Source organism: Rhizobium sp. Nf11,1, from assembly GCF_050587665.1.
In the GTDB taxonomy this organism is placed as follows: domain Bacteria; phylum Pseudomonadota; class Alphaproteobacteria; order Rhizobiales; family Rhizobiaceae; genus Rhizobium.
This window is the reverse complement of the sequence record NZ_JBOBHU010000001.1, coordinates 113,249-135,817: the sequence shown is the minus strand read 5'-3', so window position 1 is coordinate 135,817 and position 22,569 is coordinate 113,249. Positions and strand designations below refer to the sequence as shown.

Genomic DNA, 22,569 nt, shown 5'->3' with positions numbered 1-22,569 from the left:
GATGAGCTGCGGCGATCATCCGATAGGTTAGTAAACATTCCGCCCACCTCTGACGCTCGCGAGCGCCTGCGGAAGGCCAAAATCGTCATTTTCATATTCGTCTTCGACCGCAGGACGGCCGGCCGCTTCGATCGTGCGGGACGGCGCAGCGCGAACCGAGCCCAAGCGCCCGGAATGCGCATTCTCGCGGGCTATGCGGAATTCGCGAATCGTCTGGCCGAGCTCAAGAATGACGGTATGGAGGTGGTCGGCGCCTTCAGCGGAACGTTCGGCCAAACCGGCGTTGTCCGCCACCTCTGCGCCAAGTCCTTTGACGTCGGCCGCCACGCCGTCGAGGCTTGCGGCATGCTCGCCGGTCCTGGTGGCGATGCCCGATATGGCGGCGTTGATGTCGGTGACCTGCCGCACGATGCTGCCGATCGAGTCCTGCGTTCGTCCGACCATCTGCACGCCGGCGTCGACCTGCGCCTTGGTCGTCGTCACCAGCGTCTTGATCTCGCGGGCGGCGTCGGCCGAGCGCTGGGCAAGCGCACGGACTTCCTGGGCGACGACCGCAAAGCCGCGGCCGGAATCGCCGGCGCGAGCCGCCTCGATGCCGGCATTCAGCGCCAGAAGATTGGTCTGGAAGGCGATCTCGTCGATCGCGCCGATGATCTGGCCGATCTTCTCGGCCGACTGCTCGATATCGGCCATGGCGCTGATGGCGCGGCCGACGACCTCGCCGCTTTGCTCGACCGCAGCGCGGGTGGAGGCGGCCGCCTGTTCGGCGGCGCGGCTGTCGGCGGCGCCGTCGCGCACGCTTCCGGCGATGCCGGCAAGGACAGCAGCGGAAAGCTGCAGCCGCTCGGCCTGGCCAGACGCCGTGCCGGCGAACTGCCGCGACTGGCCGGCAAGCGAAGCGGTCGCCGTCTCGGCCTTATCAGTGCGTTCGGTCATGGCGGCGAATTCTGCCTGGAGGCCATCCAAGGCGCCGTTCAGGGCGGCGGCGATCCCGGCATAGGCACCGTCGGCGTCGACAGGCGCGCGCCGCGTCAGGTCGCGGGCGGCGAGGCCTTCGATGACGTCGCCGAATATCCGGGCGATCTCCGCTTCACTTTCGGCGCGGTGATCGGCAAGCGCGCGGCTCTGGGCAGCGCGTAGCGCATTGAAGCGGAGCGAAACGGCGATTTCGACATCGACCATGACGATGCGGACGATCGCAGTCATCAGCTCGGAAATTTCGCGGGCGCGGCGCCTGGCCGAGGGCAGCAGGGGGCGGCCGGCAATCTCTTCGGCGAGGCCGGAAAGAACATGCTCCAGCACGACGCCGTGGCCGGCTACGTGCCAACGCGGGTCGAGGCCCATCTTGCTTTCGGTGTCGGAGAGAACCTTGACGCGCTCGGCATAGAGGCTGTCGAAGCGGGCATCCGTCAGCACGTCCCAATGCGAAGACTGCAGATCATGCAGACGATCGACCTGTCTGTCGCTCTCGAAGTTGCGCGCGGCGTCGGGATAGGACTGGAACCTGTGGAAGAGATCGCGCAGGCCCGCTTTCAGATACGCTTCGAGGGCCGGCCGGTTACGGCGCACCAGTTCGCACTGATCGGCATCGAGACCGGCAAAACGCAGGCGATCACGCAAGCTGCCTGCCTGCGCTCCACGAGCCTGATCTGATGGCATGTCCTGCCTCAACGCCTGTCCCCGACCCACTTTCCAGGCGAATGCCCGGCAAAAAACTTTTGCAGCATTCGATCAACGCAAGCGCGGAGCCGGTCTTCACCACCGGCGACGACCGGCAGGCAAAGCCCCTGATCAGCTATGTTTCGAAGCTGTCTGAAGAGATGGATACCGGATCGACCCGGTACGGCGGTACGGCGTCATGCCTGCTGGGAACGAGCACATCTTCCCATTCCGACGTGTAACCCAATGTTTATGGTTAATTCCTTGCCCGAAGGTTAATAAGTCTTTCCAGGAACAGGCTTTTGGAGCAATTCAAGGCAGTTCGCAGGAAATACTTCCGCGGAGTTGCACGGCTGCTACAAGGCACACGCAAGCTCCGTGTTATAGGCCGGTCGACAACCAAGACATGACGTCGACAAGGACAGAGCAATGATTGTTCTCGGATTGGGTTCCTGTTTGATCGCAATGGGCATACTTGCCGCCATCGCCCGCCTCGATTTCCTTGCCGCAAATCGCGACATCGGGATGCTTCGGGTGTTCTGAAGCCTCTCTGGCTTCAAGCCGATCCAATCCCCGTTGGCAGTCCGGTGCCTTTGGTGTAATCGCACTCGCGCCTTTCACGTCAGCGGAACACTCGGTTCATGTCTCCCAGATCTGGTCTTCTCATCGTTCTCGGCTTCACGCTCTGGCGCGTCGTCACGCTGTATTTCGATGCCACAGACCTGTTTGTCGACGAGGCCCAGTACTGGTTCTGGTCGCAGAATCTCGATCTCGGCTACTATTCAAAACCGCCGATGATCGCCTGGGTGATCCGGGCGATGACGGAGCTTTCCGGCTCCAACGCCATCTATTTCATCAGGCTGCTCGGGCCGCTGATCCACATGGTGGCGGCGCTGGTGCTGATGAAGCTGGCAAGGCGCTTCGTCGGGCCGGAGATCGAAGGCTGGACGGGCGCCACCTACATCACGCTTCCCGGCGTGGCGCTCTCTTCGGTTTTCTTCTCGACCGACGTGATCCTGCTGTTCTTCATCGCCGTCGCCCTGCTCGCCTATTTCAGCCTGACGCAGCGGCGCTCTGTGGCACTGGCGCTCGTCATGGGTCTCGCCGTCGGCCTTGCCTTTTTGACGAAATATGCCGTTCTGTTCGTCGTACCAGGCGGCGCGATCGCCCTCCTTCTCATCCCCGCGGCGCGCATCGCTGTCCGGGACTTCATCATAGCGGTCGCGGTTGCCGCTGTCGTCGCCTCGCCGAACCTCTGGTGGAACCTGCAACACGACAATACGACGGTGCGCCACACGCAGGATATCGCCCACTGGAGCGATCTCGGCATCAATCTGCGCCGCGGGCTCGAATTCTTCTCCGCCCAATTCGGCGTCGTCGGGCCGATCATCTTCTTCGCAATGCTGTGGGCGGTCTATCGCATGATCAAGGGCCGAAGCGACGACCGCGAAAAGATGCTGATCTGGCTGTCGATGCCGGTGGTGGTGCTGATCACCCTGCAGGCGACCGTTGCCAAAGCCTATGCCAACTGGGCCGTGACCGCCTATGTCGCGGGGACCATTCTTGCCGTCTGGCTGCTTTACCGGATGTGGCCGAAGGGGCTGAGGCTGTCGCTCACCATCAACGGCATCGCAAGCCTGCTCTTTCCGCTGGCGACCATCTTTCCGCAGCAATTGCTGCTGCCGAACGGCGACGAATTGATGAAGCGCTATCTCGGGCGCGCCGAGGTCAGCCGCGAGGCGGGAGCCCTTGCAGCTCAGGCGGGCACCGACATCATCGTTACCGACAACCGCGACATGGTCGCTGATCTCTTTTATACGCTGCGCGATACATCCTTCAGGATCTATGCGCGCGCACCCGCAGGCCTGCCGGAGAGCTATTATGAGCAGGAATTCGCCCTGCCCGCCGACATCGCCGGCAAGGTGCTTTTCCTGACGGACACGCCGCTAACCTGCGCCACTGAAACCCCCGAGCTGCTGAAGAGCTGGCTGCCTGCCGCAGGCTACTACAAGCGAAAGACGCTTTACGTTTACAAGGTTTCTGCCGCCTGCCTGGCGCCCTGAGGGCTTCAGCCTAGTCGATTGGGCAGGCAGAGGCCGGTGCCGGCGCCTTCTATCTCAACGAACCTGACGCCGCCTTCCTCGAAGGCGAGGCGCAACTGCGCTTCGGTCGCACGGTGGATATCGTGGTGGCGTCCCTCGTAATCACGGATGGTGCTGCGCGAGACGGCCGCCTTCTCGGCGAGCTCGTTCTGGGTCCAGTCGAGCAGACCGCGTGCAGCCCGGCAGAGAGCGGGGCTTAGAATTGTTTCTCTCGCGCCTTGACCCATAATCTCAAAGTACCCATATTGGTTGATATAGATCATATATGTCATAATACGAACGAAATTTCCAGATCGGGAGAAGCGATGCCGCACGATACGCCCTTGATTTCGACAATCGTCGGCGGCCTGGTGCTGGCTTTCATCTTCGGCGCGCTTGCTCATCGGCTGCGCATGCCGCCGCTCGTCGGCTATCTGATTGCCGGTGTGCTGGTGGGGCCACATACTCCGGGTTACGTGGCCGATCAGAGCCTCGCGCCGGAGCTTGCCGAAATCGGCGTCATCCTGCTGATGTTCGGCGTCGGGCTGCATTTCTCCCTCAAGGACCTGCTGTCGGTGCGCGGCATCGCGCTGCCTGGCGCGGTCGTGCAGATCGGTTTTGCCACCTTGCTCGGCTGGGGCCTCGGTGCATTGATGGGCTGGCCGACCGGCGGCAGCCTGGTTTTCGGCCTGGCGCTTTCAGTTGCCTCTACCGTCGTGCTCCTCAAGGCTCTGCAGGAGCGCCGGCTCATAGAGACGGAGCGCGGCAGGATCGCCGTCGGCTGGCTGATCGTCGAAGACCTCGCCATGGTGCTGGCGCTGGTGCTGATCCCGGCTGCAGCCAGCATCGGCGGCGACGGCCATGGTCCCGTCGAGCCGCTGTCGGCGGGGCTGAACAGCCTGTTCGGCCTCGATCTCGGCATCGGCGGCATGATCGCCATGACGCTGGTCAAGGTGGCGCTCTTCGTGGCTCTGATGCTCGTCTTCGGCCGCAAGCTCATTCCTTGGACGATGCATCGCATTGCCCATGCCGGCTCGCGCGAGCTCTTCCGGCTCGGTGTGTTGGCCATCGCCCTCGGCGTCGCCTTCGGCGCGGCCAAACTCTTCGGCGTGTCCCTGGCGCTTGGAGCCTTCTTTGCCGGCATGGTGCTTGCCGAAAGCGAGCTCAGCCACCGCGCAGCCCAGGAAAGCCTGCCGCTGCGCGACGCCTTCGCCGTACTCTTCTTCGTCTCGGTCGGCATGCTGTTCGATCCGAACATCCTGATCGACAGACCGCTGCCGATCCTCGCCACCGTCTTCATCATCGTCATCGGCAAATCCGTCGCCGCCTTTTTGATCGTGCTCGCCTTCAAGAAGCCGCCCGGCACGGCGCTGACGATTTCGGCAAGCCTCGGTCAGATCGGCGAGTTCTCCTTCATTCTCGCCGCTCTCGGCGTCGAGCTCGGGCTTTTGCCGGAGGAGGGCCGCGACCTGATCCTTGCCGGCGCCATCATCTCGATCATCGTCAATCCACTGCTGTTCTTCCTCTGCGACCGCGCGCGGCCTCTTCTCGAAGGTGCAAGGCGCGAGGAAACCGTGGCCGAGCCGGCTTCCGCCGCCGATGTGGGTGCCGTTCAGGAACAGGCGCCGCCCGAGGACGACGACGTGCGTCCGACCGCGCTTACCGGCCACGCAATCCTCATCGGTTACGGCCGAGTCGGCAGGATCGTCGGACAGAATCTCAAATCGTCAGGCACGCCCTTCCTCGTCATCGAGGATTCCGACAAGCGCATAGGCGAATTGAAAGCGCAGGGGATCGAAGCCTACATGGGCAATGCAGTGGCGCGGGAAACGCTCGATCTCGCCAATCTTTCGTCTGCACGCAGCCTCGCCATCGCCATCCCGAACGCCTTCGAGGCCTGCCGCATCGCCGAGCAGGCGCGCAGCGTCAATCCCTCGATCCTTATCGTCGCCCGCGCCCATTCCGACGCCGAGGTCGACGAGTTGAAACAATACGGCGCCGACACCGTCATCATGGGCGAACGCGAAATCGCCCTTGGCATGGTTGACCGGCTCGCTCAAGTGCATCATGAGAGTGTTTCCTATGAAGACAGGCAGGAGCCTGCTACAATCATCCCGACGGGCACTGCTCCGCCGGAACGACAATGAGAGATTTGGCGCGCTTTTGAGCCGATACGGGAGTGACATCGCCGGGACGGGGGAGATGGAGCTGGACCAGCACCGTCTGACGAGCCGTATCGCCTTTTCCCTCCTCTTCGCCATTCTTGCCTATATCGGCCTGCTTTTCGGCGGCAATCTCATCATTGCGCAGGCGACCGCCGTCAATACGCTTTCCTCTTCCGGCCGCGATCCGCAGCCGCCGCAACTGAGCGCGCGCGATGCCGTGCGCGGCGTGCTTGCCGCCGAGCGCAGGCTTGCGCCGAAACAGACCGCCTACGACGCCGGACCGCCGGCCCTTGCCGCCGCCCCTGCTGTCGACTTTACCGGCTGGGACATGGCGGCTCCTCTTGCGGCATTAGAGCCTCCGCTTCATCAGGCAGTTTCCAGGACCCATCAGGCGCGCGCGCCCCCGATCATCGCCTGAGGCCTGCGCCGAGCGGCGCATCCGACCATTGACGACATGCCGCCAGCGCCCGGGCGCCGGCCCTCGATTATCTAAGGAATACAACATGCGTAATTCACCATGGCTGGTGTTCACCTATACGGTGATCATCGTGATCGGGCTATTGATCGCCCTGCCGAACGCCCTGCCGCAATCCGTGCTCCAGCGAATTCCGGCCTGGCTGCCGCATGAGCAGGTATCGCTCGGCCTTGACCTTCGCGGCGGTTCTCACCTCGTTCTGGAGGTCGACGAAGCCGATCTGACCAAGGAGCGGCTGCAATCGCTGCTGCAGGACGCCCGCCGCGTCCTGCGCGAAAAGGGCATCCAGCCGAAGGCCGTCGTGCGCAGCCAGAACCAGATCGTCGTGACGCTCGCCGATGCCGCGCAGAGCGACGCGGCAGTCACCGATCTTAAGACGCTTGCCAACCCGATCAGCACCGGCCTCAGCGCCGGTCAGGCGGATCTCAACGTCACCGCAAACGGAGCGACCATCACCGTCGGCTTCTCGCCGGCCGGCATCTCCGCCAATGTCGACAACGCCGTCCAGCAGAGCCTTGAAGTCATCCGCCAGCGTGTCGACCAGGTCGGCGTCTCCGAGCCGACCATCCAGCGCATCGGCGGCAACCGCGTGCTCGTCCAGCTTCCCGGCGCGCAAGATCCGTCGCGCCTGCGCGAACTTCTCGGCTCCACGGCAAAGATGTCCTTCCACATGCTGGCGCCGAACAATCAGCCCGGCCCCGGCGTCACCATGCTGCAGGACGACGAAGGCAGATCCTATCCGGTTCTCGACCGTGTCGAAATATCGGGCGACCGCCTATCGGATGCCCGCGTCAGCTTCGATCCTAACACGCGCGAGCCCATCGTCAGCTTCCGCTTCGACAGCGCCGGCGCCACGCGCTTTGCAGAGATCACCCGCCAGAATGTCGGCAATCCCTTTGCCATCGTTCTCGATAACAAGGTGCTGAGCGCCCCCGTTATCCGCGAGCCGATCACCGGCGGCTCCGGCCAGATCTCCGGCAACTTCTCGGCAGACAGCGCCACGACGCTTGCCGCCATGCTGCGCGCCGGCGCCCTGCCCGCCAAGCTGACCGTTATCGAGGAGCGCACGGTCGGCGCCGATCTCGGCGCCGACGCCATCAAGATGGGCATCTATTCCGGCATCGTCGGTTTCGCCCTTGTTGCAGCCTTCATCTTCGTGCTCTACGGCACCTGGGGCATCCTGGCGAACGTGGCGCTGCTGATCCACACGATCCTGACCTTCTCGGCGCTCACGCTGGTCGGCGCGACGCTGACACTGCCCGGCATTGCAGGCGTCGTTCTCGGCATCGGCCTTGCGGTCGATGCGAACGTCCTTATCAATGAACGTATTCGCGAAGAGACCCGCAAGGGCAAGGGTGCCTTTGCCGCTATCGATACAGGCTTCAACCGAGCCTATTCGACCATCATCGACGGCAACATGACGGCCCTGATCGCTGCGGCGATCCTGTTCTGGTTCGGTTCCGGGCCGGTTCGAGGCTTTGCGGTGACCATGGCGCTTGGCCTGATCATCTCGATGTTCACCTCCGTCGCGTTCGTTCGCGTCGCGATGATCGAGATTACCCGCCGCCGCAAGTTCAAGGTGCTGAACATCCGGCCGTTGATCCCCTTCAGCCCGTATGACAAGCACATCCAGTTCATGAAGGCGCGCTTCTTCGGCGTCACCGTTTCGGCGCTGCTTTCGATCGCATCGGTCGTGCTCTTCATCCATCCCGGCCTCAACTACGGCGTCGATTTCCGCGGCGGCATCCAGATGTCGGTCAAGACGAAGGAGGCGGCCGATCTGGCAAAGTTCCGCGAGGGTCTCGATAGTCTCGGCCTCGGCGAAATCACGCTGCAGACCTTCGGCGACAACAACAGCATTCTCGTTCGCGCGCAGCGGCAGGAAGGCGGCGAAGAGGCACAGACGGCGGCGGTGACCAAGCTGAAGGCCGAAGTCGCCAAGATCGATCCGAGCGCTACCGTCGAAGGCACCGACGTCATCGGTCCGAAGGTCAGCGGCGAGCTTGCCTCGGCCGGCATCCTGTCGGTCGTGATCGCCAGCATCGCGATGCTGCTCTATATCTGGGCGCGGTTCGAATGGCCGTTTGCCGTCGGCGCCATCGTTACGCTGGTGCTCGACGTCACCAAGGCAATCGGCTTCTTCGCAATCACCGGTCTCGACTTCAACCTCACGGCCATCGCAGCCATCCTGACGCTCGTTGGCTATTCGGTGAACGACAAGGTCGTTGTTTACGACCGCATGCGCGAAAACATGCGGCTCTACAAGTCGATGCCGTTGCGCGAGATTATCGACAAGTCGATCAACGAAACTCTTGCGCGAAGCCTCTACACCAATGCGACGGCCTTCCTCGCCCTGGTGCCGATGGCGATCTGGGGCGGCAGCGCCGTCTCCAGCTTTGCGATCCCGATGGTCTTCGGCATTCTTGTGGCCGGCGCCTCGTCGATCTTCATTGCCGCACCGATCCTGCTGTTCCTCGGCGACTGGCGCCGCCGCCACGCCAAGGCGGTAACGGCGACCGATGCGGCAGCCGAAATCATCCCGCCGGAAGAGGGTCGCTCGCGCAAGTCGGCGAGCTGAAAACGGGTTGTTAACGTATCCTTGAAGAGGGCGCCGGTTGCAGAGCCGGCGCTCTCTTTTTATTGTTGCCTATTGCCAGGATCAAATTATGCAGCAATTCAAGCTATTACAGCGTCCATCGCGCGGCTGAAAAAGAGAGCGCGACGATGCATCAGAGATCGGGGAAACCGCGCGATGTCACCCAACCCGACGAAACCGCTTGAATCCAATATTGCCGGCGACAACGAAGAACGCATTAAGCGCTTTCTTGCAATCGCCTCGCACGACCTGCAATCGCCGCTGCGCCATATTGCCATGTATGCCGAGCTGCTGCTCGACGATCTTGAGGAGACACTCGACAGCGAGCAGCTTCAGAGCCTCAAGATGATCCTGGAAAAGGTGCAGGCGGCCCAGCGTCTCACCAAGGCACTGATGAGCCTTGCCGGTGGTGCACCGCAGGTGACGCTGGAAGAGGTCGACCTGAAGGTCTTGGCCGAAAAAATTTGGAGCGAACTCATCGAGGAGACGGGGGCTCTCGACGCGACGTTCGCCAGTCGGGACCTCCCCTCCATCCGCACCGACCCGGCGCTGTTCGGCTTGGTGCTCAGGCAGCTCATGTCCAACGCCCTCACCTATCGGAGCTCATCGCCGCCGCATGTGGCCATGACGGCGGAGCAAGAGGGGGCGAACTGGGCCATCCGGATTTCCGATAACGGCACTGGCATCGATCCCGCTTATCGAGAGCGGATCTTCGAGCCGTTCTGGAAATTACCGAAGGCGGGGGCAGCCCCTGGCGCCGGCCTCGGCCTGACGACGGCGCAGGAACTTCTGAAGGTGCTTGGCGGCGATATCCGTCTCGAGCATTCCGACGAAAACGGCAGCCACTTCACCATCCGCCTTCCCGCCGGCTGAGGCACATATTGCAATCGCTCAGCCTCATTTGCCGTGCTTGAAGCGCACCGCGATCTCAGATTCGGCCGACGTGCTTCCAAGCCTTCGCGCTGTTTTGCGCGGCTCAAATGCTGTAATCGTCCTTCCAGAAATCCGGCACATCGTAGTGCACATATTCGCGGATGATGTGCTGCAGCGTCTGGACGTCGATTTCGTCCTTGCCGATGCGAAAGTCGACGCCGTAATCCGGAAATTCCTGGAAATAGCCGCCCGATATGTCGGTCGAGACGACGCCGATCGGGCCGGTATAGCCGATGCCGCGCAGCTCCGGCACCGTCTCGCGGAAATCGGCATTGGGCAGAAGGCGATTGTCGAGCAGGATGAGATCGAAGCGCGCCGCGCGGATCTTTTCCAATGCGTCTCCGATCGACGGCGAATATTCGACTTCGACCGCCGGCTCGGAGAGATCGGCGATCTTCTTTTTGAGCGCGCGGAATTCGATGAACTCGTCGTCGACGAAGAGAACCTTGACGGCGTTCTGTCGGACCGTTTTGGTGATCATTTCAATTTCCCCAGTCCCGAAGCCGATTTTCACGAAACCAAACCATTCCTCAGGGCGATCGCCACCATGTGGACGCGGTTCACGGCGTCGAGCTTGCGCGCGGCCGCAGTGATATGCGAATTGACCGTATGTTCAGACAGACCGAGGATGATGGCGATTTCGGCCGAGGTCTTGCCTTCGCTGGTCCATTTGACGATTTCCGCTTCGCGCTGGGTCAACCGCCCGGACATTTCCTGCGTCAGGATTTCCTCGTAGAGCTTGTCGAAAATGCGCATGGCATCAAGAAGCATGTCGGCAATCTCGCCCTGGTCCGGCTCTTCACGCTCGCCGCTCAGCACGAGACAATATCGCCGCCCTTCGGGCGTGAACAGCGGAATGAAGAGGAAGACGCCGCTGCGGAACTCGTTGAAAAGCAGATCGGAGGGATAGGTGTCCGGCTGCGCGCTCCGGCCATGGACGGGCGTTGCCAGAAACTGAGCGCTTTTTGCGCGGGTGGTCCCGAGCGCCTCCCTCAACGTCGCAATGAACAGGCCAACCCGTCGCTCGGCGACATTGGTGATGACGATATCGCGTTCGCCGAATGGAGCCGAAGCCTCGGAAATCCGGGCAAGCGCGAAATTATCGAAGTGGTAATGCTGCGCCGCCGCTTTCAGCAGGCGGAAAAAATCGGTGCGGTTGATCGCTCGGCTCAGCTCCGGTCCGGCATGAAAAGGAGTTGCCGCGGCATTGTTCATTCCCACTCTTCCTCTCCTCCTCCCGCCATGCCCCCGATCCCCAAATCTTGGGATATACGTCTTAAACGCGAACAGCTACAAAAATTGCGAGACGGTTGATGAGAGATATCGAAACGGGGACTTTCGGTATACAAGGCGGATATCATCAATTATCTCAACTACAGGTGATGCACGGGCAGATATACTGAGGGGCAGTAATTCTTACCTGGGTGTCGTAAATCTTCCGCGTTCAACATCCATGAATGCGAGAAGGCAGTGCCAGACGTAAGCGCGAGAGAGCCGACAGGCCCATTCAGCTAAGGGGTTGGCTGGAAGTTCGTGGCGGCGAACACGGGTCAATCGGCTCTCTCAGCGCTTATTTTACGTTCCGTCCGTTTCGTTTCGGTTGCATCTTGGGATGCGCACTCGGCCTTGTCAATTGCGGTTCGTCACGTCGCCAGGACCAACGCCAGGAAACGCACCATTCGGCTTCCGCTGTTTCCTACACTTCCAGATTGAGAAGGATCGCTGCGAGGTCAAGCGGCTTCTCAAGGTAAAAATCGGCACCGGCTTCGAAAGCACGCATGCGATCCTCATCGGCATCCGACCCGCTGCAGACAGCGAGACGCATTGTTCTGAACCGGTCATCGCTGCGCAGCGTGCTTACCAGGCTGATGCCGCTGTCGAGGGGCATATAGAGATCGGCGACCAGCAGCTCCGGCGGAGCCCAGCCTTCGGCCACGCGCTGCTTCAGCGCCTCCAGCGCCGTCTCGGCGGTCGAGAAACAAAATAGATCGACGTCTATATGCTGCTTCTTGCGGATATAGTCGAGATAGAAGAGATCATCCCTGCTGTCGTCGACGTAAACTATCGTAGGCATCCGGCACCGTGATCTGGGTATTGTTCGAATGAACCTCGTTGTCTTCCGACGTCACGATATCGCGATTTCACGAAAATTCGATCTGTCCGATCGAAAAATCATTTCGGAAAAAGCGCGACGGCGGCGGCCGCTGCCTATTGAGTATTCCTCGATTTCGGAAAAAATGGCCGCGCGAACCGAGAGAGGATACACGGGTGCAGGATAAGGGCAACGTGGACCTGCAGGACCAGCGGAGGCGACGGCGCTACCGTGCCTTTGCAATTGCAGTCGGCTGCCTGCTGTTCCTTCTCGGAGTGAGCGCCCTTGCCGGCTGGCTGTTGCAGATCAAGCTCATCATTTCGCTCTTCCCCGGCTTTCCGTCAATGGCCTTCAACACCGGGGTCTGCTTCATACTATCCGGCCTTGGGCTTGCGGCCTCGATGCTTGATGGCCGCCGCTCTCGGATAGCGGCAACGATCATGACAGGGATCGCAGCGGCGATCGCGGCGGCCCGGCTGGTGGAAATCGCTACGGTTGGGCGGGCCGTCCATAACGTCGACCAGTTGATCACCCACCTGGTGATTCCTCCCGATTTCATCGCCGAGATCGGCGGCGGCATGGGCCCCAATACGGCGCTGATCTTTCTCATTGCCAATCTTTCGCTGCTGCTCTCGCTTCATGTGGAGAAGTCGAAAAACCAGGTCGTGCAGGAACTGACGAGCTATGTCGTCGTCACGCTCGGCATGATCGCGCTCGCCGGCTATCTCACCGATGCCGAACAGGGCTACCGCTGGGGTCCCTATGCGGCGATGGCGTTGCACACGGCAGTCGGCATGGTGCTTTTCGGCGCGGGCCTGCTTGCCCGCTCCTGGTGGATGCAGCCGGCAAACCGGGCGCAGATTCCGCTCTGGATTCCGGCGGCAGTCTGCTTCACCGGCCTCGTCGTCGATCTCTATACGCCGCTCGGCCTTGCCAACGGCATTCTCTACGTGCCGCTGGTGCTGACGGCGCTCTGGTTCGGCAACAGGAATGCGCCGCTCTTCTTCGCCTTTGCCTGCACCGTGCTCCTCATGCTCGGCTTCTTCGCCGTCAGGCATGACGAGGCGGCATTCTGGCAGGAGATCGCCAATCGCACCATCACCGCCGCCACGCTCTGGCTGATCGCCATCCTCGTCTTCTATTTCCTGCGCAACAACAACAACCTGGAAGCCGAACGCGTTCGCTTCGGCGCGCTGGCGCGCAGCACGCCCGATGCCGTCCTCGTCATCGACGGGCGCGGAACGATCAAAAGTTTCAATCCGGCGGCCGAAAGCATGTTCGGCTATTCACCGCAGGAAACGATCGGCCGGAACATCAAGATGCTGATGCCTGAGCCTTATCATTCCGAGCATGACGGCTATCTCGCCCACTACCGCCAGACCGGCGAGGAGCGCATCATCGGCACGACGCGCATGGTCTCCGGGCGGCGCAAGAACGGCATCGTCTTCCCGATCGAAGTATCCATCAGCGTTGTCGTCAGCGGCGAGACCAAGACATTCGTCGGCATCGTACGAGATATCAGCGAGCGCGTGCGGCAGGAAGAACGGATGAAGACGACGCTCGCCCAGCTCGAGGCATATACGGCCGAACTCGAGCGCAGCAACCACGACCTCGACGAATTCGCCTATATTGCCTCGCATGACCTGAAGGAACCGCTGCGCGGCCTGCACAACCACTCGCGTTTCCTCCTCGAGGATTATGAGGACAAGCTCGACGCGGACGGCGTGCGCCGGCTGAACCGGCTCGTGCGTCTGAGCCAGCGGATGGAGAAGCTCGTCAACGACCTGCTCTACTTCTCCAGGCTCGGGCGGCAGCAGCTGGCAGTCAAACGCACCGATATCAGCCTGATCGTCAAGGATGTGGTCGCGACGATGGAGCTGCTGCTGGAAGAGCGGCATGCCAGGGTCGTCACCGACGGCCGGCTCCCTGACGTGGTCTGCGACGCGCCGCGGCTGACCGAAGTGTTCCGCAATCTCATCACCAATGCGATCAAGTACAACGACAAGCCGGCGCCGCTGGTCTCGATCGGCTATCTCGAGCGGTTCGTCGGCAAGGATGGCACGGTTGCCCGCAACGTGTTTTTCGTTAGGGATAACGGCAAGGGAATACCCCAGGAATTCCATGAGGATATTTTCCGCATTTTCAAACGGCTCGAAAAGTCGCAGGATTCCGACGACGGAACCGGAGCAGGCCTTACCTTCGTCCGCAAGATCATCGCGCGGCACAACGGCGATATCTGGCTGGAGTCCGAGGTCGGCGTCGGCACTACGTTCTATTTCACCCTGGGAAGAAAACGCGAGGGGCAGAATGCAGCAGCGTGACACGCAACCGATTTTGATCGTCGAAGACAGTGAAGACGATTTCGAAGCGACGATGCGCGCCTTCAAACGCACCAACCTGCGCAACTCGATCCGCTGGGCCGCCTCGGGTCAGGAAGCACTCGACATGCTCGGCGTGATGGTGCCGAAACCAGGGCTGATCCTGCTCGATCTCAACATGCCGGGACTCGACGGCCGCAAGACGCTGGAAGCGATCAAGTCGAACGACGGCTGGCGCAAAATTCCGGTGGTGATCCTGACGACGTCAGACGATGAACGCGACATCGAAGGCTGCTACGCGCTCGGCGCCAACACCTATGTGCAGAAGCCGGTCGATCTCGACGGTCTCTTCGCCGCGATCCAGCGGTTAAAGGAATATTGGTTCGAAATCGCGATCCTGCCGCTCGAGGACTGACGGTTTGGCGGAAGACTGCTGCATTCTCATCATCGACGACAACATCGACGACCGCGAGGTCTATCGGCGCATTCTGGGCCGCGTCTCCAGCACGGCCTATACCGTCCTCGAGGCGGAGACGGGTGAAGAGGGCCGCGCTCTCAACAGCAGGAAACGGCCGAACTGCATCCTGCTCGACTATTCGCTGCCGGGGCGCGACGGGCTCGGTGTTCTTGCCGATATTTTGGAGGACGATCCCGTCGCCAACGTCATCATGCTGACCGGTCAAGGCAGCGAAACCGTCGCCGTCGAGGTGATGAAGAGCGGCGCGCGCGACTATCTCACCAAGGATACCCTTTCACCCGAAACGCTGCATCGCTGCATCCAGAACGCCATCATGCACGGCATGCTGGAAGCCCAGCTGGAGCAGAAGCGGCAATCGCTTGAGATCTTCACACGCGCCATGGCGCATGACCTGAAGGAGCCGCTGAGGACGATCAAGTCCTTCAGCCGCATCCTGCACGGTTCTGCAGTGCTTCCGGCCGAAGACCGCGAGCTGCTCGATTATGTCTTGAGCGCCGCCGACCATATGGAAGACCTGATCGTCAAGGTCTCGAACTTCACCAAGCTCGAAGCCTATGGCGGGCCGCAGCTGACGCCGGTCTCGCTGTCCGATGTACTCAACCAGGTGGAAGACAATCTGCGCCAGCAGATGGAGAGCCGCGGGGCCGTCGTCATTCGCGGTGTGCTGCCGGAAGTGATGGGTGATGCGACGCTGCTGACCCAGCTTCTGCAGAACCTGGTGTCGAATGCCATCCGCTACTGCGATCAAAAGGTTCCGGAGGTTCAAATCTCGAGCGAAGCGCGAGGGGGTAGCTGCCGACTGTTGGTGCGTGACAACGGACCCGGCATCGATCCCCAGCACCGCGAGCTGATCTTCCAGCCGTTCAAACGGCTCGTCGGCCGCGGCATCGAGGGCACCGGACTAGGCCTTGCCATCTGCCGCCGCATCGCGCAGCTGCATGGCGGCGCCATCTGGTGCGAACCGGACAAGGGACCCGGCGCCACCTTCATCGTCGAGATGCCGCTTGCCGAGGCACGGCCCGCACCGCCCGCCGCATCAGCCGTTCCGCCCAGCCTGAAGCCGGCGGAGCAGCCGGGTGAAGGTTCCGGCAGGCTTGCCGAGGTACTGCTGGTCGAAGACAGCCCCGCCGACATCCAGATCCTGAAGATCAAGCTGATGCGGCGGGAGAAGGTGACCTTCAACCTTCATGTCGCAACCAACGGACGCGAGGCGATGCGGCTGCTCGAAGAGCGCGCCGGCATCGCCGATGTGCCGCAGATCGACCTGATGCTGCTCGACATCAACATGCCGATCATGGATGGCTTCGAGGTGCTGAACGCGCTTTCGGCCGACGCCCGTCTCAAACGGATTCCCGTCTGCATTCTCAGCACCTCAAGCGATGAGAGCGACATGCAGCGGGCCAGAAATCTCGGCGCGCGCGCCTATATGGTGAAGCCGCCGACCCTGCAGCAACTGGAAGAGGCGCTCGAAGATGTCGACCATTTGGAACTGCTGCCGCGCGGCGATTCGCTTGCGCTTTGCGCGGAACAAAACTAAGCGGTGGTCATTGGCAACGGTATGACTGTCGCAGCTCTCATACTCGCGCTCCTGACGACGCCGCTTCAATCAGGACTGCTCTCGATGGTATCAGGCATACATCACGTTACAGCCATCACCCGAAAGGTGCAGGCAAACGTGGATTTTTACGCCGGCTTTCTCGGCATGCGCCTCGTCAAGCAAACGGCCGGCTACGAGGATGCGACTCAGCTCCATCTCTTCTACGGCGATTCGGCAGGTACGCCGGGTTCGCTCGTCAGCTTCCTCGTATGGGAAGACGGCGCGCCCGGTCGGGCGGGTTACGGCCAGATCAGCGAAATTTCACTGGCGATCGATCCGGCGAGCATCGGTTATTGGCTGACGCGCGCCATGAACTTCGGCCTGCGTTCGGAGGGACCGGCCGATGAATTCGGTGAGCCTGTTCTCAGGTTGAAAGACCCCGATAATATCATCCTCAAGCTTACGGGCGCAAAGAACCTCACATCGCCTGCTGTCTGGGATGGCCCCTCGATCCCGGTCGAGCATGCCGTCAAGCGGGTGCGCGGCGCAACCATGCTGACGGAAAAGCCGGCCGAGAGCCGCAGCTTCCTCGAGCGCCATTTCGGTTACCGCTTCCAGGCCAACCGCGGCATGATTGACAGGCTGGTATCACAATCGGGCGACGTCATCGATGTGCGCGATGCACGCGGCTTCTGGTCCGGCGCGCCGGGAACCGGCACCGTCGATCATGTCGCCTTCCGGGCCGCCGATGAAGAGGCGCTGCGTTCGGTTTCCAAGGCGTTGGAGAAGACCGATGCATCGCCGACCAACATGCACGACCGCAAGTATTTCCGCTCGCTCTATGCCCGCGAGCCCGGCGGCACACTGGTGGAGCTTGCAACCGACAAGCCCGGCATGACTGTTGACGAAGAGCACGCAGCCCTCGGCACCAAGCTCTTCGCGCCGCCGGGAGCGATCACCAGTCTCGACGACCTGAAGGTGGTTCTGCCGCAATTTTCGATGCCCGGCCAGCCGCGCATCAATTACCGCGAGCTGCCGTTCGTCCATCGCTTCTATACGCCGCCGAATCCCGATGGCAGTGTCTTCGTGCTGCTGCACGGCTCGGGCGGCAATGAGACAACGCTGATGCCGCTCCTCAACAAGGCGGCGCCGCGCGCGACCCTGCTCGGCGTCCGTGGCCGTGCGACGGAAGAAGGTTTTCCGCGCTGGTACAAGCGCATCACCCCCTTCTCCTTCGACCAGAACGACATCAAGACGGAGGCCGAAGCCTTTGCGGCCTTTATCGAAGGCGCCGTCAAATCCTATGGCCTCGATCCCAAGAAGATCGTCTATGTCGGCTATTCCAACGGCGCCAACCTGTTGAACTCGCTGCTCTACCTGCACCCGAACCTCGTTCACAAGGCGGTGCTGCTGCGCTCCATGCCGGTGCTCAGCGACTATCCGCATGCCGATCTGAAGGGCACGGACCTGCTCGTCATCAGCGGCAAGACCGATGCCTACGGCAAATATGCGAGCGAGCTGGAGGAAAGGCTGAAGAGTTCGGGCGCGACCGTCGATTCCGACGTCATCCCCGGCGGCCATGATCTCGGCGACGCCGATGTGCCGATCATTCAGAAGTGGCTTCTCCAGAGAATGGGGGATGATCCATCCCCGCTGGAGCAGCAGGCGGTCAAACCGACGAGCGAGCCGTTCGGGCAACCATGATGCCGGCGAGCACCACCGCAGCACCCAGCGCCTGCATCATCCCGATCGACTCGTCGAGCAGCGCCCAGGCGAGGATTGCGGCGACGACCGGCTGCAACAGCAGCGTCAGCGATGAAAAGGCGGGCGGCAGATAGGCCAGCGCATAGGTGATCGCCACCTGCCCGCCGGCATGACTGATAAAGGCGAGGCCGAAGAGGATCGACCAACCGTAGAGGGTCGCCGGCAGCATCTGCCCTTCGAAGAAGAAGGCTATCGGGAAGATGCAGACGGCAGCCGATGCCGTGCTCCACAGCATGATGCGGATCGTATCGAACCGGCTGCGCAGCCTGCCAATCGCCAGGATATAGCAGGCATAGAAGAAAGCGGCGATCATCGCGGTGCCGTCGCCGCCCAAGTCCCCGTGGCCGAGCCCTGCCGGTCCGCCTTTTAAGGTAACGACACCGGCGAGCGCCAGGACCAGCCCGAGCAGGAAGACGCCGCTGGTTCGCGCCTTAAAAAACAGAACGGCGATCAGCGTGACGAAAACAGGCGCGAGGTTTGCAAGCAGCGTCGCGTTGGCCACCGACGTCATGGTGAGCGAAAGATGCCAGGCGGCAAGGTCAAGCGCCAGCATCAGGCCCGGAAGAGCCAGCAGACCGTAATCGGAGAGGCTTTGCGGTTTCGGCCCCGTATCCTTCTTCATGAACGAGACGATGAAGATCGGGATCAGCGCCAGCGCCACACGCCAGAAGGCAGTAGCCATCGGCCCGACTTCAGACAGGCGAACGAAGATCGGCGAACCGCCGATCGCCGCCCCGCCGACAACAAGCGCGGCAAGCGCCAGACGATTGGAAGGCGAGGCTTCGGAGAAGGTGGAAGCAGTCTGCGACATGATCTCGATATTTCTGATTTCCCGCAGACCGGCGGCGGGCCATTGACTGCCGAGTGCGTAGCAGAAGTCGACCGCCGGCGACAGTCGAAGAACGACATCAGAACGGAAAATCAGGCCGGGCGGGTGTTCGTCGCGGCCTGCCGCAGCTTTGCGGCGATTTCCCCTGCAACAAAGAAGGCATGCTCGGTCACCTGCGGCAGACCCATCAGTTCGCCGAAAGTGCCGCGGGCCAACGGGCCGGAGATCAATAACGAAGACTCCGCCTTGCCCGAGGGGCCGATCGCCTCCGACTGCTCGGTGCAGGCAAGGCCGAGGCCTGTGGGATCAAGTGACAGGTGGCCGTTTGCGGCAAGCGCCGCGAGCCAAGGCTGGGTTTCGAGAATGCCGCCATGCGCCGGGCCGGTGGTGACGACGACGGCGTCATAGCTCCGCTCCAACGGCTGGCGTTGATAGCGCGGCTGCAGGGCGCAAAGAACAAGCTCACCTTCAATGCGCGCATCGGCGACCGACCCGGCAACGATCTCCAGACGGCCGGCGGCAATCGCCGCGTCGAGCACGGCTTCCACCTGCGGCGCGATGCGGAACCGATGTACATCCCAATAGGGGCGCAGATGTCGGACAATACGGCGCCTTTCGGCAATCGGCAGCGCCTGCCAGAGATCGTGTCCCTGCGCCCGCACCTGATCGATCACACCATGCCAGCTTATGCCCTGCGCTTCCGCAGCTCTTATGGCGGCGCGGATTCTTCTCAACAGTGAAACGGCGGAATGTGCCGCATCGGAGACGAACTCGCCGAAGAGCGGCTGCGGCATCGGTGCATGCCCGCGCGAGCGAAGACCGCGGCGCGAGATTGCCGTCACCGGACCGCGATGTCCGCGTTCAGCGAGCGAGGCGATGACATCGGCGGCGGTCAAGCCATTGCCGATGACTAGCACCCGGTCATGCCGGCCGATCACGCCGAGCGCGCCCGGCTTGGTGGTGTCGGCGACGAAGCGGGGATGGGCCGCCAAGCTGGCGGCAAGCCGGCCGGGCGCTGCAGGCGGCGGATGGCTGGTGGCGATCGCAACGATATCGGCCTCGGCGACCCCGCCTTTGTCGTCCTGGATCGACCAGCGGCCGCCCCGGCGCTCGAGTCCGGTCACGCGGGCGCGGTTGTGGAGCACGACGCCTTCTTCCAGCAATGGCTTCAAAAGGGAGGCGACATATTCGCCGAAGAGCCGGCGCCGGGGGAAGAGCATGCCGTCCGGTTGCCTCGCCCCGGGATCGTCCGCGACGGCATCGCGGGCGTCGATCCAGGCCTGGAACTCGCCCAGATCATCGGGCTGCAGGCTCATCTTGGCGGCAGGAACATTGATACGGTGCGCCGGATCATCCGTATCATAGGCAAGGCCGCGGCCGAGCTCCGCCCGCGGCTCGAAGACCATGATTACAGGACGCTCGCCAACGTTTGCACGGGCGAGATGATAGGCGACGCCCGCGCCGGAGACACCACCGCCGATGATGGCGACGACGGGCTGGTCGGACATCGACAGAGGCTTGGGCTGCATGATCTCCGGCACCGTTGCTTCGATGCCCCGAGCATAGAAGCCGGACATAACTCGCGCAATCCTCCGGCCGCAATAGTCTATAATGTTTGTGAAGATCAGTCTTGTTTCGATATGACGGTCGAGAATTCGGGAGTGCCGCGGATGGTGTTGCTGACTGTGCAGATCTCGTCTTCGGCGGCATGGACGATCTTGCGGCGGGTCTCTTCATCGACATCGCCCTTGATCGAGAAGACGATGTTGAATTTCGCAACACGTGAGAGCCCTTCCGCCGCCTTCTCGCCGGTGACATCGGCCGTGATCTCGCTGATCCTGTCGAGAATCCCCATCTGACTGGCTGCAATGCGGGCGCTGAGCACGAGACAAGCCGAGAGCGAGGCATAGAGCAGATCGAGCGGGCTGAAGCCCGGCTGAGAGGGGGCGGTGACGATATCGATCTCACCCTTGGTGGTGGACGTGACATGCGGAAAGCCGGTGCGGCCGAGGGTGGCGATGGCGCCGGTCGGACGGGGGCGTGCCTTGAAATCGGCCATGAAGAAATCCTCTGAGAATAGCCTCGCAGAGATAGCGAGTTGCGCCGCGGCCCGCAACGGCGCCGCAACGCCTGGTAACGGAACCTTTCCATCCGTCATCGGTTGATTACACCTGAACGAGATCAGTGACAAAGGTGCACGGCGATGCCGCATGCCCGCAACATGCATCGTCAGGACCGGCGGATGGACGCCCGCGACCGGTTGATCGTCGCGCTCTATGCACAGCTGAAGGCCGAGCGGGAAACGCGCGAGACGCTGGAATGGGCGATCCGCAACGGCGCCATCTCGCAGGAGGTGCTGGAGGCGATCGCGTCCGATCCGGTCCCCGTCGTCACCAGTGAGGACATCGCCTCCCTGGAGAAAATCATCGCGCTTGACGAAAGGCGCAAACCAAATCGGAACCAGGGGTAATGCCGAAAACTGTGCGCGGTTTTCGGCCGACATCATAACTCCCCATCGAACTGCAAAGAGGAGATCCGAAATGGCCGATATCACCTATCAGGTTGTGCCGCATGACAATGGCTGGGCTTACAAGCTCGGCGACACGCTGTCGGAAACCTATGCGACCGCCGAGGAAGCGATTGTCCACGCCAAGGATGCTGCGTCACGTCAGAAAATCGGCGACGGCGACGCGTTGCTTGCATATCCCTCCCCCGATGGCGGATGGGCTTTCCAGGAGCTCGAAACCGACAAGAGCAACGGTCGTCTGTGATTTTCAGCGGAGGATGGCATGACCGCGCGGGCAAGCTGGAAAGGTCATCTGAAAGTAGGCGACCTGGCTTGCGCCGTCGGGCTCTATACCGCCATCTCCTCCTCCGACCGCGTTTCCTTCAACATCATCAACCGCAGGACCGGCCACCGGGTGGAACGGCAATTCGTCGACAGCGAGTCCGGCAAACCGGTCGAGCGAGACGATCAGGTGAAGGGCTACCAGATGGAGAGTGGCGACTATATCGTCATAGAAGGCGACGAGATCGCGGAGATCATGCCGGAAAGTCACAAGGTGCTCAACGTCAAGGCTTTCATTGCCTATGACGATATCGACAAGCTCTATTTCGACCGTCCCTATTACCTCGCGCCGGTCGATGAACATGATAAGGAAGCGCTGTCGCTAATCGTCCGCGGCATGCGCTACGGCAAGGTCGCGGCGCTCGCCGAAGCCGTGCTTTTCCGGCGGAATCGAACGTTGCTGATCCGGCCTCATGATGGCCACATCATCGCCACCACGCTGAACTTCGACTATGAGGTGCGCTCGGCTGACGCGGTCTTCAAAGACATTCCCGACATCAAGTTCGACAAGGAAATGCTCGAACTCGCCGGTCACATCATCGAAACCAGGCGTGGCAGCTTCGACCCGAGCGCCTATGAGGATCGCTACGAAGCGGCACTCGTCGAACTGGTGAAGGCGAAGATCGAGGGCCGGGCACCACCCAAGAAGAAACCGGCGCCCGAAGGCAAGGTCGTCGACCTGATGGAGGCGCTGCGCCAAAGCGCCAAGCTGAGCGGCAAGGCGGCGCAGAAGGCTCCGGCAAAAAAGAAGGCTCCGGGGCGCGGCGACAGCCAAAGGAAGAAGGCAGGCTGAG

At 61.9% G+C, this 22,569-nt stretch carries 20 protein-coding genes; 12 read left to right on the top strand and 8 right to left on the bottom strand.

The window, feature by feature from the left end:
• Positions 1 to 27 precede the first annotated feature (27 nt).
• Positions 28 to 1,659 carry a globin-coupled sensor protein gene (locus ACQ7C1_RS00695; protein ID WP_430956956.1) on the bottom strand — a complete coding sequence of 544 codons (1,632 nt, stop codon included), beginning with the start codon at positions 1,657 to 1,659 and terminating at the stop codon, positions 28 to 30.
• Between the two features lie 641 nt (positions 1,660 to 2,300).
• Here ACQ7C1_RS00695 and ACQ7C1_RS00690 point away from each other — a divergent pair.
• Positions 2,301 to 3,722 (top strand): ArnT family glycosyltransferase, encoded by a 1,422-nt coding sequence (locus ACQ7C1_RS00690; RefSeq protein ID WP_430956955.1) that lies wholly within the window; start codon positions 2,301 to 2,303, stop codon positions 3,720 to 3,722.
• Positions 3,723 to 3,727: 5 nt separating this feature from the next.
• Here ACQ7C1_RS00690 and ACQ7C1_RS00685 read toward each other — a convergent pair whose 3' ends face one another.
• Positions 3,728 to 4,033, bottom strand: a complete 306-nt coding sequence (locus tag ACQ7C1_RS00685; protein WP_430956954.1) for a helix-turn-helix transcriptional regulator — start codon at positions 4,031 to 4,033, stop codon at positions 3,728 to 3,730.
• Between the two features lie 33 nt (positions 4,034 to 4,066).
• Here ACQ7C1_RS00685 and ybaL point away from each other — a divergent pair, with 33 nt between their 5' ends.
• The 4 genes from ybaL to ACQ7C1_RS00665 all read left to right on the top strand — a co-directional run bounded on the left by ybaL (position 4,067) and on the right by ACQ7C1_RS00665 (position 9,849).
• The gene (gene ybaL / locus ACQ7C1_RS00680) at positions 4,067 to 5,887 is read left to right on the top strand and encodes a YbaL family putative K(+) efflux transporter (protein WP_430956953.1); all 1,821 of its coding nucleotides are present in this window, start codon (positions 4,067 to 4,069) and stop codon (positions 5,885 to 5,887) included.
• Between the two features lie 55 nt (positions 5,888 to 5,942).
• Positions 5,943 to 6,323 (top strand): hypothetical protein, encoded by a 381-nt coding sequence (locus tag ACQ7C1_RS00675; protein ID WP_430956952.1) that lies wholly within the window; start codon positions 5,943 to 5,945, stop codon positions 6,321 to 6,323.
• Between the two features lie 85 nt (positions 6,324 to 6,408).
• A complete protein-coding gene (secD, locus tag ACQ7C1_RS00670; protein WP_430956951.1) occupies positions 6,409 to 8,958 on the top strand; it encodes a protein translocase subunit SecD in 2,550 nt (849 codons plus the stop codon).
• A 174-nt stretch (positions 8,959 to 9,132) separates the two neighbouring features.
• Positions 9,133 to 9,849 (top strand): sensor histidine kinase, encoded by a 717-nt coding sequence (locus ACQ7C1_RS00665; protein WP_430956950.1) that lies wholly within the window; start codon positions 9,133 to 9,135, stop codon positions 9,847 to 9,849.
• 103 nt (positions 9,850 to 9,952) lie between these two features.
• On the opposite strand, the gene ACQ7C1_RS00660 is transcribed toward ACQ7C1_RS00665, so the two are convergent.
• The 3 genes from ACQ7C1_RS00660 to ACQ7C1_RS00650 form a co-directional block, all read right to left on the bottom strand.
• Positions 9,953 to 10,390, bottom strand: coding sequence for a response regulator (locus tag ACQ7C1_RS00660; RefSeq protein ID WP_097600308.1), 438 nt, complete (start codon positions 10,388 to 10,390; stop codon positions 9,953 to 9,955).
• Positions 10,391 to 10,419: 29 nt separating this feature from the next.
• Positions 10,420 to 11,124 carry a helix-turn-helix transcriptional regulator gene (locus ACQ7C1_RS00655; RefSeq protein WP_085776927.1) on the bottom strand — a complete coding sequence of 235 codons (705 nt, stop codon included), beginning with the start codon at positions 11,122 to 11,124 and terminating at the stop codon, positions 10,420 to 10,422.
• Positions 11,125 to 11,605: 481 nt separating this feature from the next.
• Positions 11,606 to 11,983 (bottom strand): response regulator, encoded by a 378-nt coding sequence (locus ACQ7C1_RS00650; RefSeq protein ID WP_097600307.1) that lies wholly within the window; start codon positions 11,981 to 11,983, stop codon positions 11,606 to 11,608.
• A gap of 194 nt (positions 11,984 to 12,177) precedes the next feature.
• Here ACQ7C1_RS00650 and ACQ7C1_RS00645 point away from each other — a divergent pair, with 194 nt between their 5' ends.
• From ACQ7C1_RS00645 to ACQ7C1_RS00630, 4 genes are read left to right on the top strand one after another with little or no spacing between them, the layout of a single operon-like run.
• On the top strand, positions 12,178 to 14,322 hold the full coding sequence (locus ACQ7C1_RS00645) for a sensor histidine kinase (protein ID WP_430956949.1): 2,145 nt from the start codon (positions 12,178 to 12,180) through the stop codon (positions 14,320 to 14,322).
• Positions 14,309 to 14,734: a response regulator gene (locus tag ACQ7C1_RS00640; RefSeq protein WP_064800648.1), complete on the top strand. Its 426-nt coding sequence runs from the start codon at positions 14,309 to 14,311 to the stop codon at positions 14,732 to 14,734. Before ACQ7C1_RS00645 ends, ACQ7C1_RS00640 begins: the two co-directional genes overlap by 14 nt.
• Before the next feature lie 4 nt (positions 14,735 to 14,738).
• Positions 14,739 to 16,334 carry a response regulator gene (locus tag ACQ7C1_RS00635; protein WP_430956948.1) on the top strand — a complete coding sequence of 532 codons (1,596 nt, stop codon included), beginning with the start codon at positions 14,739 to 14,741 and terminating at the stop codon, positions 16,332 to 16,334.
• Between the two features lie 21 nt (positions 16,335 to 16,355).
• Positions 16,356 to 18,038, top strand: a complete 1,683-nt coding sequence (locus ACQ7C1_RS00630) for a VOC family protein (RefSeq protein WP_430956947.1) — start codon at positions 16,356 to 16,358, stop codon at positions 18,036 to 18,038.
• Here the strand turns inward: ACQ7C1_RS00630 and ACQ7C1_RS00625 are convergent.
• From ACQ7C1_RS00625 to ACQ7C1_RS00615, 3 genes are all read right to left on the bottom strand, one after another.
• The gene (locus ACQ7C1_RS00625) at positions 18,004 to 18,909 is read right to left on the bottom strand and encodes a DMT family transporter (protein WP_183702636.1); all 906 of its coding nucleotides are present in this window, start codon (positions 18,907 to 18,909) and stop codon (positions 18,004 to 18,006) included. The two genes, ACQ7C1_RS00630 and ACQ7C1_RS00625, sit on opposite strands and share 35 nt — an antisense overlap.
• Positions 18,910 to 19,019: 110 nt before the next feature.
• A complete protein-coding gene (locus tag ACQ7C1_RS00620; protein ID WP_430956946.1) occupies positions 19,020 to 20,504 on the bottom strand; it encodes an FAD/NAD(P)-binding protein in 1,485 nt (494 codons plus the stop codon).
• 47 nt (positions 20,505 to 20,551) lie between these two features.
• Entirely contained in the window at positions 20,552 to 20,986 is a 435-nt protein-coding gene (locus ACQ7C1_RS00615) for an OsmC family protein (protein ID WP_430956945.1), read from the bottom strand.
• Positions 20,987 to 21,130: 144 nt separating this feature from the next.
• Between ACQ7C1_RS00615 and ACQ7C1_RS00610 the strand changes: the two genes are divergently transcribed.
• From ACQ7C1_RS00610 to ACQ7C1_RS00600, 3 genes are all read left to right on the top strand, one after another.
• The gene (locus tag ACQ7C1_RS00610) at positions 21,131 to 21,397 is read left to right on the top strand and encodes a hypothetical protein (RefSeq protein ID WP_183702626.1); all 267 of its coding nucleotides are present in this window, start codon (positions 21,131 to 21,133) and stop codon (positions 21,395 to 21,397) included.
• A gap of 70 nt (positions 21,398 to 21,467) precedes the next feature.
• On the top strand, positions 21,468 to 21,698 hold the full coding sequence (locus ACQ7C1_RS00605; protein WP_077992584.1) for a DUF2188 domain-containing protein: 231 nt from the start codon (positions 21,468 to 21,470) through the stop codon (positions 21,696 to 21,698).
• 18 nt (positions 21,699 to 21,716) lie between these two features.
• Complete coding sequence (locus ACQ7C1_RS00600; RefSeq protein WP_430956944.1) at positions 21,717 to 22,568, top strand: Ku protein; 852 nt, start codon at positions 21,717 to 21,719, stop codon at positions 22,566 to 22,568.
• Position 22,569: the final 1 nt, after the last annotated feature.